We start from the raw sequence: 17,741 nt of genomic DNA, 5'->3' as shown, positions 1-17,741 counted from the left end.
GGTGGTTTTAGTTTTTAAGAGATCAATGAATGCCGGAAATTTATGTTGTACAGACCGGACCTTATGCTTTTATAATCTGTAAAGAAGTATTTGATGATCATTCCCCATTTTTTTATCAGGGGAGCTTTTGCGATTTCAAAACTTCGGTGCATCCTTTTGATATGTATCCTTACATCTTCAGAAATCTCGTTTTCAGTCTGAGACCAAAGATCAACTTCTTTCCAAAGCATTGCCCTGGAAACAGACGGATCTATGACACGCAGATCAACTTTCGTGATTCTGTTGTTTTCATGTACTCCTCTTACAGCGATCGCTTCATCCAGAATTCCGGGATAAAGATCCAGATAATAAGAAAGACGAAACAAAAATTCAGTGTCTTCATGAAGTCTTAAATGAGGTTTGAAAAGTGGGGTTACTTTATTCATTAAAGATTCCCTGCGTATCGTTAAAGTATCAATACTGAAGAGTCCAAAGGTTCCAAGCATATGAAGCTGTCCCGGGAAAACGTCTTTAGGGTCATATTTTTTATAGACTGTGGTGAGCCTGTCTCCAAATAACTGATAATATTGCTCTTTTGCTTTTTCGGAATAGTAGTGTACTCCAAGAGCTCCATAGACACCTTCTACTTTTGGATCTTTGAATAGCTCCTTTTCAGCGTCGAATCTATTGGGTAGGAAATAGTCGTCTGCATCAAGAAAAGCAACAAAGTCACCGGTTGATTTTTCTATTCCAAGGTTTCTGCTTGGGCCGGCACCGTGGTTTTCCTTATCCGGATGCTGGTAAAGTTTTATTCTTTCATGTTTTTCGGCAAGTTGCCGGCATATTTGTAATGCGTTGTCCGGCGACTTATCTTCGATCAGAATGATCTCGTGCACTTCATCAAACTGAAGAACCGAGTCTACTGCCTGAGTAACAAACTTTTCTGCATTATAAACGGGAATAACTACTGAGATTCTCATTTCTTCTCCTTTTTACAATAAATTTAGAATTTACAATTGCGTTTTATTAGTACCTTTTGAATTCGAAATTTAAGGTTTTAATTTTATTTTAAGGTATTAAGATTTCGTTTTTTTTGCAAAATGGCACACAAACACTGTAGATGCCATCAGGGAAGTGATTTTGTAAGAAAATTCATCATTGTAAAGTGAAAAAAATAACATGAAATACCCATTTGTGGGATTTATTATTACTTTAAGAAAAGTTTATTATGCGTGAGAATAGGTGAATCTATATTTAGTTTTTAATATATAGGGGTTTTTAAAAACAGCAGCCAGCAATCCTATTGTTTTTGAAACTCCCTTTTTTTTTGAAAGTTCAAATGCCTTTTTCTGAAGATAAATGTGCTGTGCTGCATCTTTCTCGAGAGATAAAGTAGTAGACCATTCGTAGAGAGAATTCCAGAAAAGAAATTGTCGTTGGTTATATTGTGGAGAATACTTTATTATTTTGGTAATTCTGTTATCATCATGCATTCCTCTCATAGCAACAGGAAGGTCTATAATACCGGATTTCAGGTAACATTGGTGAGCAAGTTTGATGATGAAATCTGAATCCTGATGTAGGCGGAGTGCTTCATTAAATCTTAATTTTTTGGTTTCAAGTGAATGTTTTCTGACGGTAAGGGCATCTAAAGTGAAAAACGAACCAAATACTCTGGGAGTAAGTCCCAGGAGGCCTCTGAAAACTTCATTTCCTTCTGCGGCATAGTTGACCGTCAGCAGTTCATCGTCATTGATATTAGTCATGAATTCTTCCTTACCTTTTTCAGTCAGGTATTCCGTACCAATGGCATTAAAAACGCCATCTGTTTTTGGATCTTTAAAAAGTTCCTTTTCAGCTGTAAATCTGTTAGGCAAAAAATAATCATCTGCGTCAAGAAAAGCAATAAACTCCCCGGTTGCTTTTTCTATACCCAGATTTCTGCTGGCTCCTGCACCATGATTGCCTAAGTCAGGATGTTGGAAAAGCTTTACCCGCTCATCTTTTTGAACTAACTCATGACAGACCTGAAGCGCGTTATCCGGAGATTGATCTTCCACCAAAATGACTTCATAGACATCACTAAGCTGTAAAGCTGATTCTACGGCTTTTGATACATATTTCTCTGCATTGTATACAGGTATGATTACTGAAATCTTCATGTTCATCTATTGTAGTATGTGAAACGGTATTTAGTTTTTAATATTTCCGGGTTTTTAAGGACTTCTCCTATAATAGTACAGTATTTGAAAAAACCTTTCTTTAAAGACAGATCAAATGATTTATACATTAGATAGATTCTTTTTCTGGGTTCTGCGGGAATCTGACTGGAAATAGCCCATTGATTAAGAGATTGCCATAAAAGAAACTGTCTCTGATTATATTGTGGTGAATATTTTACAATTTTAGTGATCCTGTTATTATCATGAACACCTCTCATAGCAACAGCTTCTGTGATGTTCCCTGTTTTTAAGTGACAATGATAAGCCAGTTTAATGATAAAGTCTGAATCCTGATGGACACGAAGCTCTTTATTGAATCGTATCTGATGAGGTTCCAGAGATGCTTTTCTAATAGTAAGTGAATTGAGATGAAAAGATGTACCGAAGGTTTTAGTTGAAAGACTGAGTAATCCTTTAAATACTTCTTCACCCTCAGCAGGGTAATTAACTGTGCTCAGAGAGATTTCTTTAAATTTAGACTGAAACTCTTCTTTCCCTTTTTCTGTTAAATATTCTGTTCCAATAGCGTTAAACACCCCGTCTATTTTTGAGTCTTTGAAAAGTTCCTTTTCAGCATCGAACCTGTTAGGCAGATAGTGATCATCGGCATCCAGAAATGCAATAAAGCTTCCGGCTGCTTTTTCTATTCCAAGGTTTCTTGCTGCTCCGGCTCCATGATTGCCTTTATCCGGATGTTGAAATAATTTTACTTTTGGAATTTCAGTACTCAATTGCTCACAAATTTCCAATGAGTTGTCTGTAGACAGATCCTCAATTAAAATAATTTCTTTTACTTCTTCAAACTGAACAGCAGACTGAACAGCTTTTTCAAGGAATTCAGCAGCATTGTAAACGGGAATGATAACGGATATTTCCAGCATTACAAATAGGATTTATTATTATCCGCCCATAAAGCAAGCTGTAAAAGATTCCAATGTCTTTCATCCTTATCAAGGAAATTCTGAGCTGCTTTAAAGTCAATAAAATTAAATACCTTATGATTAGGATCTTTTAGCAGATCATTTGAAAAATTCATCAGATTCTCCTCAGCAAACCAGCTTTTTACTCCAAGGCCAAACCCTTGTTTATGACGTTTCCTGATAGTTTCTGTCCAATAAGAGCCCATGGCTTCACGAAGGATAATTTTATCATTATTGTCATTGAGTTTCAACTGATCCGGTAATTGAATACAGAATTCTGCAAAGTCCAGATCCAGGAATGGGGTTCTTACTTCCAAAGAATTAGCCATGGCCATTCTGTCGGATTTTACCATCATATTGGCCGGGACATAATTTTCAAGATCTACTCTCATAATATCATTCAGAGAATCTGCATCAGGAGTAAAACTATAAGTCTGCAGATAATCGGAAGAAACCCCGAGAAGGTCACGTTCTTTCTTATTGAAGGCATTTCTTACATCATTCAGGTGGAAATCCATAATAGATGAAAACTCTATATTTTTCCTCGTAAGGAATGAGGTTGGTTTTATTTGCTGATATAGTTTTAACCCAAACTGAGCAATGATGTTCTTATAGCTGAAATGTTTTTTTAATTTATTTTCAACGGTATAGAAGTGGTATCCCCCAAACAATTCATCTCCTACATCTCCGGATAATACAACCGTAAGATTCTTTTTTGCCGCTCTGCATATCTCATAATGAGGGATAAAAGAGGCATCTGCAAAAGGTTCATCAAAAAACGGGGATATTTTTAAAAGTGAGGTAACGAGATCAGATTTCTTCTCGTGAACCTCAATGTGATTGGTTTTATATTTGTCGGCAATTTCTTTTGCATATTTAAGCTCGTTGTCTTTATGATCATATCCGAAGCTGATAGTAGTCTGATGAGGCAAAAACTCATCTACCAGAGCGACAACAGAGGAAGAGTCTAAGCCTCCACTCAGGAAACTTCCTACTTCTACATCTGCTATAAGCTGCTTTTTAACTGCATTTTTCAACAGATGAAGAAATTCTTCCTTAGCATCAGAAAGGCTTATAACCCTGTCTTTTGCCGGTAAACTGTAATAGCGTGAAATTGTAAATTTTCCGTCTTTCCAGATTAGTTGATGGGCGGGTGGAAGTGTATAAATATTACTGTAAATACTCTGATGAGAACTTACATATCCATATTGAAGATAATGGGAGAGTGCTTGTGAACTTACCTTAGGCTGAATAAGCCCTGAAGCTAATATTGCTTTGATTTCTGAAGCAAAAATAAATTCATTGTTTTTACCGATAGCATAATAAAAGGGTTTCTCTCCAAAGCGGTCTCTTGCACAGAATAGCTGTTGTTTTTGCTCATCCCAAATGGCAAATGCAAACATTCCGGGAAGATCATGAATGAGGTTTTCCTGTTTTCTCTGATACATGGCAAGAATGACTTCTGTATCAGAACCTCCGTGATAAGGATATTCTGCATAGTGTTTTTTGATATCCTGATAACCGTAGATTTCACCATTGAGAACAATACATTCATTTTTGGTATTGGAGAACATAGGCTGCTTCCCATTGTCAGAAAGATCTATGATAGAAAGCCGGCGGTGGCCTAATGCGGCATTTTCATAAAATTCATAGTGAGAAGAATCCGGACCACGGTGGACCAATGAATCTGTCATTTTTCGGATTTCTTCCTGGTAATTTCTGGCATTACTGCTTATAATTCCCGCTATTCCACACATAATATTTTATTTTTCATCATTAATTTTCACTTTTTGTACAGCTAATTTACGATAGATTCAGAAAACTGGAACCTGGTTGTGTCAATTGATTTCGTAAGCTGTTTATCTTTTCACTATCTCTGTTTATTTTTTTATACTTCAGAGACAATTCTTTGTACTTGCTGATGTTTCCTGTTATCAGGTTTTTAAGCATACTTTGTTTTAATGCTTTTTTCTCCTGGTTCAAACCGTTGGGAAGGCCCGGATTCAGCGTATTGATTTCGATACGAACATCTTCGTATTTGGTAAAATCTATTTTGTGAAGCAGCTGTACACCATCATGAACTACTTTACTGCGGGGAACCAACAGGACTTTCTTTTGATGGAAATGAACCCTGTTCACATATTCATCATCTTCTCCGTAATGGAAAAAATAAGGGTTGAAACCTCCTATCGTTTCTATGGTTTTCTTTGGCAGCAACCAGTGTGCGGCATTTACAAAGTGAATTTCGTAATAGGGTTTTAAAGTCTGGAAATACAGATCCGAGATCATTCTGGTTTTTTCGTAATTCTTGGCGATATACTGATCCAGGAAGATGTCAAGGTATTTTTCAGAACCATCCACATGAATAGGGCTTATAATGCCAATTTCATCTTTGTTGGGGTGGCTGTTATATACTTCAAGCATTTTTTCCATGCTGTTTTCATAAAGCCATGCATCCTGATTCATCAGGTAGAAAAAATCGGCACCATTTTTATAAGCTTTCTCAATACCGATATTATTGGCTTTTCCAAATCCGAGGTTAGATTCAGATTGAGTAAAATCCACTTCCGGAAAATGAGTTTTTATATATTCCTGGGTTCCGTCCGTAGATCCGTTGTCTATTACAAAGCACTTTACTGGAACAGAAGATTTTCTCAGGCTGGTAAAGCACCGTTCTGCCCATTTCATGGCGTTATAGGTAACAATGATAATATGAATCTCAGACATTTTTATTTTAATATTATTTGAGGACTGATGAAGCGCGCATATTTTACAGCAAATTCGTGATTCTAAAATACAAAAAATAGTAGAGTTGTTTATGAAACTTGTCAAACAGCAGGAAAAGTTAACATTCCAAATACAATATATTCAAGCTTAATATGAGTAAGTTCATTGAGGTTATAAATATGGTTTCAAAAAGTCCTCTTCGCTTGAATCCTCTATCCTGATAATTAATCAATAAATACTTTTTTAAAAGTATCCATCACCGGATGGGGAAGGAACTTTTCATAAAGCTCTTTTGCGGATAAGGTGAGGTCTGCATCCAGAATAATATCCTGCAGTTCTTTACTGTCATTATAATAATAAGCCTGATCCTGTAAATGTGTGATATGAGCTTTTTCCGAAGGGTTGGCAAAAGCGATCACAGGTTTTCCCATAATGGCAAACTCAGCTACGGTAATTCCGAAGGTTTCTCCTCTTTCACGGGCATGAAGTAAAGCATTACAGGTATTGATGAATTTCTGCTTCATGATAATATCTGAACTTGGCGGAAGAAATATAATGTTTGAAGGAACGGATTTCCACCACTTCTTTTTAATGAACGGATCTACGCCCATAAAAATGAAATAGATATCCTTATATTTTGATGCAATTTTTTCAATGGTCTTTTGGGCAAAAAGAATATTAAAGCTGATATGACCACCATAATATCCAAAAACTTTTGCATTTGGAGGAATATTGAATTCTTCTCTCAAATCTTCATTGGTTTGGGAATCAAAATTAACCATATGAGGGACATAAGGATATTTTGAACCCGTCATTTCCTGGCTCAGCCATTCAGACACATAAGCATAGACATCACCGTGAGGTTCAAAATGTTTGAAAACACTATGGATGGCAGATTTACATTCCTTGGTATTTATACCATCGATATTACCGTTTTTAATAGCATAAAAAAGGTCTATATTCTGTTCACGGACCAGCTGGTCTACCTCGCTGAAGTCTGAATAGCCGTGTACACGGAACCTTTTTTCAAATTTTTCAACACCCAGCGGATGATTGGTCTTTGAGTTTTTATTGTATACAATGATAGACTCATTTCCCAGATATTTCTCATTGAAATCTGCGTAATCATATACTGCTATGGAAGTCCCCCTGTAATTGAGTTCATCCTCATGGAAAAGAATTTTCATCTTGCTTGTGTTATTTAAATATTTTTTTCAATCTCCCTATTATTTTCTGAATAATGGTTTTCTTCGGATATTTGGTAAGGTCATTATGTTTAAAAAGTCCTTCTCCCTGGGCAATCCTGAAGCTCTGCTTTACCCACCATGCCGCAATATTTCTTTCCAGTGAAGCTGTTTCTCCTGAGAAAGGAATAATGGTCTCAAGCAAGAAACTTTTTCTTACAAGGTAAGGATTATTAGTCCAATTTGCCCATCGAGAGGTGGTCACAAAATATTCTCCCTGCTTTTGTATCTTGTCCGGAAATTCTGAGGCCGGATCAAGCCAGTGCAGAGATTCCAGAAGATGAGGTGAAGTACACTCATGCCAGTCATCATAGTAATCAAGCTCATTTCCTTTATGTCTGATTGAAATAAGAGGATAACCTGGTGTATTCCTGCTTCGGTAGCGAACTACATCAAAGCCATTGTCAAGCATCTCCAGTCCGCTTTTGAGACTTGAAAATGCGGTTTCCTTATTTTCAACAAGTTCAAAGTCATGCTCCAGAAAAAGAATATTTTCACAAACTGCATTTTCTGCCAGTGTTTTCATCCCTTTTCCAATTCCGATATTATCTTTTAGTCCTATATATCTGATATTGTACTGATCTGCCAGCTTTTTGTCAGATTCACTTACTTCCTGAAAAAGAATGACAATATCATCAACCATATTCAGAAGGCCATACTTCTGATAGGATTTCAATGTGTTTCTCAATGTTTTCCCTGTTTTCCAGGAAAGAATGCAAATGCTGATAGGGAGTGATTTCAAAGGATTAATTTTTATTTACTACATTATTCATCAGTTCGATTACTTTCTTTGTGTAACTTTCCCACGTTTGATCTTTTACCAGTTCATGTGCTCTTAAACATAGTTTCGTATACTCGTCATCGTTCATCATAAGAATTGTTCGTATACTATCTACAATATCACTTACTTCAGTGTTTTGAAGATAAATACCGAAGTCATTTTCTTCCCCATAATCTAAAGCAAAGGCTTCATAAGGTTTTATAATGATAGGCGTGTAGTAAAACATACATTCAATTGTACTGGAGTAGGCAGCCCAAATTTCGGATGGATTTACCAAAATTTTTGCATTCGTAATAAGATCATAGTATTGGGTATTCTGTTCCGGATCTCCCTTATCCAAATATTCATAACAAATTATATTTCGATCTGTATCTTGTAACAACAATCTATCTTTAGGAATATTAATAATATTTAAAGTTAAATTGGGGAAATCTTTCTGTAAAATTCTAACTGCTTCTACCAACTTTCTTGCCCCTAATAAGTATTTCATCGATCCGATAAGCAGCAGTTGTTGTGAATTTTTTTTCTTATCTAAAATTTCTTGAACAGTAGGTTTATTAAAGTTGATATCATTAACAACATTACTGCCGAGGTGATGTACTTGTTTACCATGGCGCTCAGAAATTATTTTTTGTGCGTCTTTAAAAAGTGAAACTACTAATTCGGAATTGTTAAACGCTTCATGTTGATATTTGATAAACCATTTTTCAAAGAAGTAGGGTTTTCTCTTTAAGCGATCTAAGATCACCATGTCATAACTCCAATCGTGAAATAATAGCGATGGTGTGTTATTGAACTTATTATAAAAATCGAATGTCAATAAAATAACAAAATAAAGATCCGGATTGTTTTTTACAACCCTCTTGATTTTTTTATAAGCTAATATCCTTGCAATAGGAGTTTTAATAAATTCATATTGATGATTCGGAAAAAATCGGGATAAAATTCTTCCCGGGTATTTATTCCATAATGTTTCGTATTTCGTTGAGGGTGATAAATCTACACGCAGGAGTTCATATCCCTGCATTTTTAAATTTTCAGAAAAAAGAAATGGCACATTAGACCAGGCTTTTGGAGAATTTGAATCTCCGTAACAAACAAAAAGAATTTTTTTACTCATTTAGAAATTTTTAGATATTTAAAAATGGGTGTGAAGAGTTGATGATTTTTTGGCGATGCTCATGAATTTCCTGTAAGCGAGGTAAAAAATACTTATTCATTTCACGTTGCTCAATACGTTCTTTTGTATAACCTTTTAATGCGAATTTATAAAAATCCCATAATAACTGTTTTTTTATTTTTATTGGATCAAATTCAAAGGCAGGATTCATAAATTCGGTTTGTTTTTGTAACCTCAATGAAAGCCATTTTTCTTTATAAGCGGCTTCGGGACTTTGAAAAACTTTATGCTGTTTAGTATCATGAACTACAAGGCTATCCGGACAAATTATAACTTTCTTTTTATTATAAACAACACGATTTAAATAGTCATAGTCTTCACCATAATGGAAATAAAACGGATTGAACCCACCAACGGTTTCAATGGTAGACTTAGGTAATAACCAATGTGCAGCGTTTACAAAATCTATTTCGTACCATTTACTTAGCTGTTTTAAAAACAGATCAGAAATTAAGCGGTTTGTTTTGGCATATTTTCCAAGATAATTTTCAAAATGGGAATCTAATTTTTTTTCGCTTCCGTCTAAATGCATCGGACTTAAGATCCCGATTTGCTCTTTGTTGGGATAATGATGATAAACTTCCAGCAGTTTTTCCATACTGTCCGGGAAAATCCATGCATCCTGATTCATCAGATAAAAAAAATCGGCTCCTTCTTTATAAGCTTTTTCAATACCAATATTATTGGCTTTACCAAAACCTAGATTTTCCGAAGACTGAATAAAATCAACTTCAGGAAAGGTTATTTTAATATAGTCCTGAGTACCATCCGTAGAACCGTTATCAATAACGATTGTCTGTACGGGAATATTAGACTTTCGTAAACTGGTAAAACATCTTTCTGCCCATTTCATGGCATTGTAAGTAACAATAATTACATAAAAATTAGCCATCTTAAATATACTTTCTGGTTAATGTTTCTAAATAGCTTTCCGGAGTTTTACCGGAGAAAAAAGTTGTGATATCTTCATCAAAATCCACTTTATAGAAATCACCTTCATCAGCTTCGTTATAAAGTCCCTTTTTATCGGTTTCTTTTTCAATAGCACTGATGATTTCCTTTAAATCATAATAATAGGGAAAGGAGAAATTGATAGTTTTATTATGGGAATGCAGACCATGAGATTCTACAAACCTGGAGATATCTTCAATGTCTAAAAGAAGTCTTCTGGCTTTCAAATGCAGGGTAAATTCATTATGACTGGTAATCTGTGTCTTCAGAAAGTTGAAAAGTGTGTTGGGATTTCCGCCCTTTCCTACAATATTGCCTATTCGCAGGATGAGGTAATGGTCAACATTATTTTCTATATACGCTTCAATTTCTTTTTTATGAATGACATAGGGGCTGTTCTGCTTTGATTGATCGTGGATGCTGAGGGTAGAAAAATAGATCAGTTTCTTTTCTCTGTTATCTCCATACACCGTTTTTAAAAGAGAAAATTCTCTTTCAAATTCTGATGCGTTTGTCTCCAGGGAATTGGATACTCCTGAAGCAAAAAAAACTATATCTTGTCTGTCATAAGATTTTACAGCATTTGCTATAATACCGTTGCCAATAATCATACCTTAGTTGTTTCATTAATTGTGTTATAGGGGAACAATATTCCATATCTGAAAAAAAATCATTTCATTCAGATACTCAAATATATGAATAGTATTTCATTTTGTTGAGGTAACCGATCTTCTCTCCCTTTTTTCTCATCGGTTGAAAAGATTAAAAATTTTATTTGCCCAAACATATCTCTTACTGCTTAGGATGCTTTTTAAATGTTGATTATTATCGTAGAGCTTCTCAAAACTACCGAGTTCCTTTGTGAAAAACTCGATGTGTTTTCTGTATACAATATTGTGGGTTACCATTTTCTTCATGTCCCCGTTATCGGAGATCATGTCTTTTATCATGGAGCTTTCTTTGATCCTGTAATAGAAGCAAATTTCTTTGATTTTATACACTTTACCTCCGTTTTTAAGAATGGAGATCCAGAACTCCCAATCTTCCAGACCATAGATGAGGCTGGTGTCATATCCACCGGCTTTTTCCCAATCTGTTCTTTTAAAAAATGCAGTACAAAAAATAACATTTCTTACCGCTAAAGCTTGTGGAGTATATTCGGGTAGAATCCATTTCCCGGTTTCTGTACCAAATTTTTCAGCTTCACAGTAAATGACACTGTATCCTTTGCTGAATTCTTTCTCAGCCAGTTCCAGATAGGCCGGAGATATTTTATCATCTGAGTCTAATGGTAAAATCCATTCTCCTTTTGCAACAGCTATTCCTGCATTTCTTGCGGAAGATAAACCGCCGTTTTCCTTATCAACATAATGGAAACGGGTATCCTTTTCTACCCATTTTCTGGCAAAATCTTCAGTATTGTCCGGAGAACCGTCATTGACAATAATACATTCCCAGTTCTGATAGGTCTGTTGAAGTACAGATTCAAGACATTCATCAAGATAAACAGCCTGATTGTAGCAAGGAACAATGATGGAGATTAAAGGATTCATTTTTTAGATAATTTTCTTTAAAACCTTATACAGAGAAACAGGAAGCTTCTTTTTTACAGCAAAGTCCAGTTTTTTTGAACGGAACGGATAGACATGATAGGCATTGACATATTCTTCAGGAAGTTGAGTGCCTGATTGGTATAGTTTCTGAGTAATGTAATTGATACTTCCTCTTGATACTCCTTTTTTATCAAACATCATCTGAAGCATGGCTGCTTCCATTTCAATTCTGTCAGCTTTTACTTTGGAAATATTATCGGTATGCAGTCTGTAATAAGCTAGCTTTTCCGGAATATAGGCAATTAAATACTTCTGGCTGACCTTTAGCCAACGGTAATAATCTTCGATAATAAACTGCGCATCATATTGGCCGGTTTCTCTTACGACATCAGTTCTTAATAGCACCGTTAAAGCCGCAATTCTATTTCCTTTTAAAATTTCTTCTCTGAAAACATAAGGATCTATATTTCCCAATGCATCATAGTCTGCAATATCCTCAATGATCTCGCTGTTATTATTTACAGCATGAGTATGAGAAAAAGACATTCCATATTCTTTTCCTAATTTTTCAAGGGTGGAAACTGATTTTTCGATAGATTCGGGATGCAGAAAATCATCGGCTGCAATGATTTTGATATACTTTCCTTTGGCCAGCTCAAGGCATTCATTAAGCATGGTTGGCAGGCCTGTGTTTTGAGTGTGGAAGTTTTTTTCTGCAGGGTAATTATTTTCCTGCAACCACTGTTCAAAAACTTTTACGGAATGATCCGGGGAAGCATCATCACCTACAATTAACTGAATGTTTTTGTAGGTCTGGTTTTTTATGCTGTCAAGGTTTTCTTTGATAAACTGTGAATGGTTGTAGGACACTACTACCACTGTTACTAATGGTTGTTCCATTTAAAATTCGTTTACCGCTTTAATAATTGTCTGTACTTCTTCTTCATCCAAAACCGAGGAGATCGGAAGACTTAGAACTTCTGCATGAATTTTTTCACTGATCGGGAAAGACAGATCATTCCATTCTTTGTAAGCTTCCTGCCTGTGAGGCGGAATAGGGTAGTGAATGATGGTCTGTATGCCATGCTCTGTAAGATAAGCCTGAAGCTCATCTCTTCTATGGGTTCTGATAACGAAAACATGCCATACGTGCTCATTTTCATTTTCAGGATATTCAGGAAGGATGATATCAGCATTGGTGATTTCACTGATGAATTTTTTGGCAATAATTCTTCTTGCGTTATTTTCATCATCAATATATTTCAGCTTGATGTCTAAAACAGCGGACTGCAGCTCATCAAGTCTGGAATTTAATCCCTGATAGATATTCACATATTTTTGGTTGGAACCATAGTTGGCTAATGCTCTGATCGCCTTTGCAAGCTCATCATTATTGGTGGTTACAGCACCTGCATCACCTAATGCTCCAAGATTTTTTCCAGGATAAAAGCTGAATCCTGCAGCATCTCCGAGGTTTCCTGATTTTATACCATTCCATTCTGCTCCGATAGCCTGGGCGTTGTCTTCGATGATCTTTAAATCATGCTTCTGAGCAATTTCTTTAAGCTGATCCGAGAAAACAATTCTTCCCTGAAGGTGAACAACAAGGATTCCTTTAGTTTTGGGAGTGATCTTTTCTTCAATTTTGGCAATGTCAATATTATAGGTATTGATCTCCGGTTCTACCAGAACAGGAACCAATCCGTTATCAGAAACGGCCAGTATAGAAGCGATATAGGTATTGGAAGGAACAAGAATTTCATCACCTTTTTTCATGATTCCCAATTCGATGTAAGCACGAAGGATCAGACGCAGTGCATCCAGTCCGTTGGCTACCCCAATCGCGTGTTTTGTTCCTATATATTGAGCTAAATGAGTTTCGAAACCTTTGGTTTTTTCTCCCAAAAGATACCATCCGGATCTGAAGGTCTGCAACAGTGCATCTTCTATTTCCTGTTGGTATTTGAGATTAACTTTTTGTAAATCAAGAAACTTTATCATTGTTATTATTCTTTAAAAATTTTGCAGGGTTTCCTACCCATATTTCATTATCAGGAACACTTTTGGTAACCACGCTTCCGGCTCCGATTAATGCATTTTCTCCAATGGTAATTCCTGCTAAAACAGTAGCATTGGCACCAATAGAAGCTCCTTTTTTTACCAGTGTTTTTACCAGTTTGAAATCTTTATTTTTAGATTTAGGGAAAAGGTCGTTGGTAAAAGTTACATTAGGCCCGATGAATACATTGTCTTCAAGGCTTACTCCATCCCAGATCTGAACACCTGGTTTTATCGTGACATTATTTCCAATGACCACATCGTTTTCTATAAGTACCTGGCAGTTGATATTGCATCCGCTGCCGATTTCAGCACCTTTTAAAATGACACAGAACTGCCATACGGAAGTTCCTTCCCCGATGTTTTGAGACTGTACGTCAGCTAAAGGATGTATCATTTCCTGTAGTTTTTAAAATCTTCGAAATCTCTGAAATAATCATCTTCGTCATAGAGTTCAGAAGCAAGACATAAAAGAACAGCATTGTGGCTGAATTTAATATCTCTCCAGATTAATTCCGGAATATAAAGTCCCTTGGATGGAGTATCTAAAATGAAGCTCGCCTCATTACCATCCAGATCCTGAGTGTTGAATTCTATAGTTCCCGAAACTGCAAAGATAACCTGCTGCAGCTTCTTATGCGCATGTCCTCCACGGATTACATCTTGAGGTGTAAAATAAGTCCAGTAAACTCTGTTGATGGAAAAAGGAACATTTTTCTGAGCTTCAGCTACAGTAATGTATCCCAGTTCCGGAGATCCGATCTTTAAAAAATCTATAATATGCGGAGTCATAATCATTTAATTTATATATCTATTAGGACTCGTTTTTGGTCCCTTCAATTCCATACGAATTTTGTATTTTCTTTCCATCTTCATCTAAAGCATACAGAAGTACTTTCTGGTCTCCTTTTACTACACTTACTTCAAATGGAACAATATTAACCACATCAATATGATCGGGAAGTCCAAGGTGAAGGGTATATCCTTCGATGAATTTCTCATTTAGTTCATCAACGCTGATGTTGATAGTTGGGTTAAAGGTCTCCACAGAAACCCTGTTTAAAGTAGTTCCCACTAGTTTGGTTTGCAGCGGGCTCATCCCTTTTCTGAAGAGTTTATGCTGTAATGCATGTCTGAACACGTTTTCTTCCAGCGTAATTGGGTTATGATAAGGTATTTTTTCTAAAACCTTTAACAGATGCTTGGTATTATATATTGTTCCGTCTACTGAAAAAGGATAAGACCAATGTGTGATATTCTTATCGGCATAATAGTCCCATTCGTAATGATCGCCCTTTTTCTGAATATAATCAGGGAAACCTTCAATATTGTCACCTACATACATCCTGTAAGATGAATTTTCAGGATCTTTTTTAAATTCAGAAAGTACTTCTTCATCCAGAGATACATCTCTATAAAAAACACCATCATCGGTATTAAACATGATCAGTTCATGTTTGGTCTTTCTTAATAAATCCTGAAGCAGCCCTTTGAAGTTATCGCCCTGCTTATTCTTTAAATTTTTCTCCAGAAAGAATTTTAAATTTTTTCTGTTGGTAAGTGTTTTAAAAAAAGCAGTATCAAACCATATTTCCTTTCTTTCTTCAAAACGGATATTGGAGTGATTTTTATATTTTTCAATTAATTTTTTGTAGCCTAAATGATGATTCCCTGTGGTATGGTACAAAATCACAGTTTCATAATCATCTATTTTAATTCTTTTTAAAATAGTACTCAGCAGGTAATCTACTTGCATGGCACGGTTATATGAAAAGATTATATTTAAAAGCATGACGAATTATTTTGAAGGATGAGCACTGAAAAGTTATAACTTTTTGATTTCCGAAACAATAGCAGGAGAAATTACACCCGGTGATTTTTTGATGTCTCCAAACTGATTTCTTATTCCATTGATCTCAAAACCAAATGATTGTGTTTTGAATGCGATCTCAGAACGGTTCATTCCCCAAAACATATCAAAATAATAAGAATCCTCATTAAGTATATTGGCCGGAATATCAAAGCTGATAGAGTAACCTCCCGGTTCTCCATTTTCACTGATCATAAAGCCGTTACTCATGACAATCACTTCATGAGAGTTTTTGATATAGAAAGAAAGATCTACAGTAGCATTTTGAATCGTGCTTATAAAATCAACCTTTATTCTTACTCCTGAATTGATATTCAGTACATTTCCCTGTATAGGTGTTGCTGAATAGGCCTGAACTTTAATTCTGTCATTTCCGATTTCAAAACCATCCTTTGAGACTTCATAATGAGAGATATAGGAATTCTTACGCTGGTATTCAATAATACATTTATCTTTGTCTCCCTGCATGGCCACGGAGCCTTGATCTAATAAAATAGCACTGTTGCAAAGCTCATTAATCGCAGCCATATTGTGGCTTACAAAAAGAACTGTTCTTCCCTGTCCCTTCGTGACATCACCCATTTTTCCAAGGCATTTTTTCTGAAACTCAGAATCTCCTACTGCAAGTACTTCATCTACGATCAAAATCTCAGACTCAAGGTGTGCTGCTACAGCAAATGCCAGACGGACGTACATTCCGGAAGAATATCTTTTTACCGGAGTATCTATATATCTTTCAACTCCTGAAAAGTCTACAATTTCATCAAATTTTCGGGTAATTTCCTTTCTGGTCATCCCAAGAATAGCTCCGTTAAGATATACATTCTCACGACCTGTCATTTCAGGGTGAAAACCTGTTCCTACTTCCAGCAGGGATGCAATTCTTCCCTGAGTATAAATCTTCCCGGTTGTTGGTTTGGTTACCTTACTCAGTAATTTAAGCAAAGTAGATTTACCCGCTCCGTTTCTTCCTATGATTCCAACGGCATCTCCCTGTTCTATCTCAAAATTGATATCGCGTAAAGACCATACATATTCAGAATCTCCTTTTGTTGTTCTGTCATTGGTTTCCCCAATTTTCAAATAAGGATCTTCTTTTCCCCTTACCTTATGCCAGAATCTGTTCAGGTCATGGGATAAAGTTCCCGTACCCACCTGTCCGAGGCGGTATTGTTTTGATATATTTTCTGCTTTTAAAGCCAGCATGTTTTGATTGATTTTAAGTTAATGATAACAGTTAAATCTTATACGGTATCCATAAAGGTTTTTTCAACCTTATTAAAGATAAGTATTCCTAATAATAAAAGAATAAGAATAAGAACAGTACTGATTCCCAGCATGAGTGGTGAGAAATCACCTACACCAAGCCAGGCATATTTAAAACATTCGAAAATCCCTGTAAGCGGATTATAGTATGCCAGTTTTTTGAATCCTGCCGGAAGAGAGGATACTGGATAAATTACCGGAGTAGCATACATATATAAACTGACTCCAAAGCCCAATAACATACTCAAATCTTTATATTTTGTAGTAAGAGCCGAGAATATCATTCCTACTCCTAATGCAAAAAAGGCCATCAATATGATAAGAAAAGGAGTTGCGAGAATCCAAATATTAGGCTGCACCTTTCCCTGGCTCAGATAATAAGCCCATGCAAGAAGGAATAAAAGAAATTGTACCCCAAAACGCATCAGGTTTGAGATGACAACTGAAATTGGCGTTACCAGTCTTGGGAAATATACTTTCCCGAAAATGGTTGAATTCCCTACAAAGGTACTGGAAGTAGTCAGTAATGAAGCTGAAAAGTAATTCCAGAGAGTTACACCAGATAGATAAAATAAAATAGGGGGTGCACCATCTGTAGGAAGTTTGGCAATCGCTCCAAAAACAACCAGATAGACTATTGTTGTTAAAACCGGGTTAATAAAAAACCAGATTGGCCCCAAAATGGTTTGCTTGAAGCTCGATATGAAGTCTCTTTTTACAAACATGTAAACAAGATCCTTATACCGCCATACTTCTTTGAGCTTTAAATCAAATAAAGAATGATTCGCTTCAATTGTTTCTGTCCACTTTTGCTGTGGTTCATTCATCTGTGTAAGTTTTTGCAAATTTATAATAATTAATTCTTACCGGATTTCTTAGTCTGTAAATTATTGTTTACATAAAACTAAAAAATAACAACTAATATATTGATATTTGTTATTATGGACAAAAACTATTGACTATAAAGCCAATAGTTTGCAAGGTTTATAA

Annotated in this window: 18 protein-coding genes; all 18 read right to left on the bottom strand. The window is 35.8% G+C overall.

What is annotated here, in order from left to right; translation table 11 throughout:
• Positions 1-14: 14 nt before the first annotated feature.
• On the bottom strand, positions 15-959 hold the full coding sequence (locus tag WH267_RS05030) for a glycosyltransferase family 2 protein (RefSeq protein ID WP_115968063.1): 945 nt from the start codon (positions 957-959) through the stop codon (positions 15-17).
• Between the two features lie 246 nt (positions 960-1,205).
• Positions 1,206-2,141, bottom strand: coding sequence for a glycosyltransferase family 2 protein (locus WH267_RS05025; protein WP_123320481.1), 936 nt, complete (start codon positions 2,139-2,141; stop codon positions 1,206-1,208).
• A 2-nt stretch (positions 2,142-2,143) separates the two neighbouring features.
• Complete coding sequence (locus WH267_RS05020; protein ID WP_340006220.1) at positions 2,144-3,082, bottom strand: glycosyltransferase family 2 protein; 939 nt, start codon at positions 3,080-3,082, stop codon at positions 2,144-2,146.
• Positions 3,082-4,878 (bottom strand): asparagine synthase (glutamine-hydrolyzing), encoded by a 1,797-nt coding sequence (gene asnB / locus WH267_RS05015; protein ID WP_115968057.1) that lies wholly within the window; start codon positions 4,876-4,878, stop codon positions 3,082-3,084. Before asnB ends, WH267_RS05020 begins: the two co-directional genes overlap by 1 nt.
• A gap of 46 nt (positions 4,879-4,924) precedes the next feature.
• A complete protein-coding gene (locus WH267_RS05010) occupies positions 4,925-5,848 on the bottom strand; it encodes a glycosyltransferase family 2 protein (RefSeq protein WP_340006217.1) in 924 nt (307 codons plus the stop codon).
• A 224-nt stretch (positions 5,849-6,072) separates the two neighbouring features.
• Positions 6,073-7,035 (bottom strand): hypothetical protein, encoded by a 963-nt coding sequence (locus tag WH267_RS05005; protein ID WP_340006215.1) that lies wholly within the window; start codon positions 7,033-7,035, stop codon positions 6,073-6,075.
• 10 nt (positions 7,036-7,045) lie between these two features.
• On the bottom strand, positions 7,046-7,834 hold the full coding sequence (locus tag WH267_RS05000; protein ID WP_340006213.1) for a glycosyltransferase family 2 protein: 789 nt from the start codon (positions 7,832-7,834) through the stop codon (positions 7,046-7,048).
• Between the two features lie 4 nt (positions 7,835-7,838).
• The gene (locus WH267_RS04995; protein ID WP_340006211.1) at positions 7,839-8,993 is read right to left on the bottom strand and encodes a glycosyltransferase; all 1,155 of its coding nucleotides are present in this window, start codon (positions 8,991-8,993) and stop codon (positions 7,839-7,841) included.
• A 10-nt stretch (positions 8,994-9,003) separates the two neighbouring features.
• On the bottom strand, positions 9,004-9,945 hold the full coding sequence (locus WH267_RS04990; protein ID WP_340006209.1) for a glycosyltransferase family 2 protein: 942 nt from the start codon (positions 9,943-9,945) through the stop codon (positions 9,004-9,006).
• 1 nt (position 9,946) lies between these two features.
• Entirely contained in the window at positions 9,947-10,615 is a 669-nt protein-coding gene (locus tag WH267_RS04985) for a hypothetical protein (RefSeq protein WP_340006208.1), read from the bottom strand.
• Between the two features lie 135 nt (positions 10,616-10,750).
• Entirely contained in the window at positions 10,751-11,557 is an 807-nt protein-coding gene (locus WH267_RS04980; RefSeq protein WP_340006206.1) for a glycosyltransferase family 2 protein, read from the bottom strand.
• Positions 11,558-11,560: 3 nt separating this feature from the next.
• Positions 11,561-12,457 (bottom strand): glycosyltransferase family 2 protein, encoded by an 897-nt coding sequence (locus tag WH267_RS04975; protein ID WP_340006204.1) that lies wholly within the window; start codon positions 12,455-12,457, stop codon positions 11,561-11,563.
• On the bottom strand, positions 12,458-13,558 hold the full coding sequence (locus WH267_RS04970) for a DegT/DnrJ/EryC1/StrS family aminotransferase (protein WP_340006202.1): 1,101 nt from the start codon (positions 13,556-13,558) through the stop codon (positions 12,458-12,460).
• Complete coding sequence (locus WH267_RS04965) at positions 13,542-14,012, bottom strand: acyltransferase (protein WP_123320493.1); 471 nt, start codon at positions 14,010-14,012, stop codon at positions 13,542-13,544. The genes WH267_RS04970 and WH267_RS04965 overlap by 17 nt, the downstream gene beginning before the upstream one ends.
• A complete protein-coding gene (locus tag WH267_RS04960; protein ID WP_115968039.1) occupies positions 14,009-14,407 on the bottom strand; it encodes a sugar 3,4-ketoisomerase in 399 nt (132 codons plus the stop codon). The genes WH267_RS04965 and WH267_RS04960 overlap by 4 nt, the downstream gene beginning before the upstream one ends.
• A gap of 22 nt (positions 14,408-14,429) precedes the next feature.
• Positions 14,430-15,407: a hypothetical protein gene (locus tag WH267_RS04955; protein WP_115968038.1), complete on the bottom strand. Its 978-nt coding sequence runs from the start codon at positions 15,405-15,407 to the stop codon at positions 14,430-14,432.
• Between the two features lie 33 nt (positions 15,408-15,440).
• On the bottom strand, positions 15,441-16,691 hold the full coding sequence (locus WH267_RS04950) for an ABC transporter ATP-binding protein (protein WP_115968036.1): 1,251 nt from the start codon (positions 16,689-16,691) through the stop codon (positions 15,441-15,443).
• 38 nt (positions 16,692-16,729) lie between these two features.
• Entirely contained in the window at positions 16,730-17,578 is an 849-nt protein-coding gene (locus WH267_RS04945) for an ABC transporter permease (protein WP_123320495.1), read from the bottom strand.
• Positions 17,579-17,741: the final 163 nt, after the last annotated feature.

Source organism: Chryseobacterium sp. MYb328, assembly GCF_037572595.1.
GTDB classification, from domain to species: domain Bacteria; phylum Bacteroidota; class Bacteroidia; order Flavobacteriales; family Weeksellaceae; genus Chryseobacterium; species Chryseobacterium pennae.
Note: the sequence above shows the minus strand (reverse complement) of the source record. Positions and strands in the feature narration are given on the sequence as shown.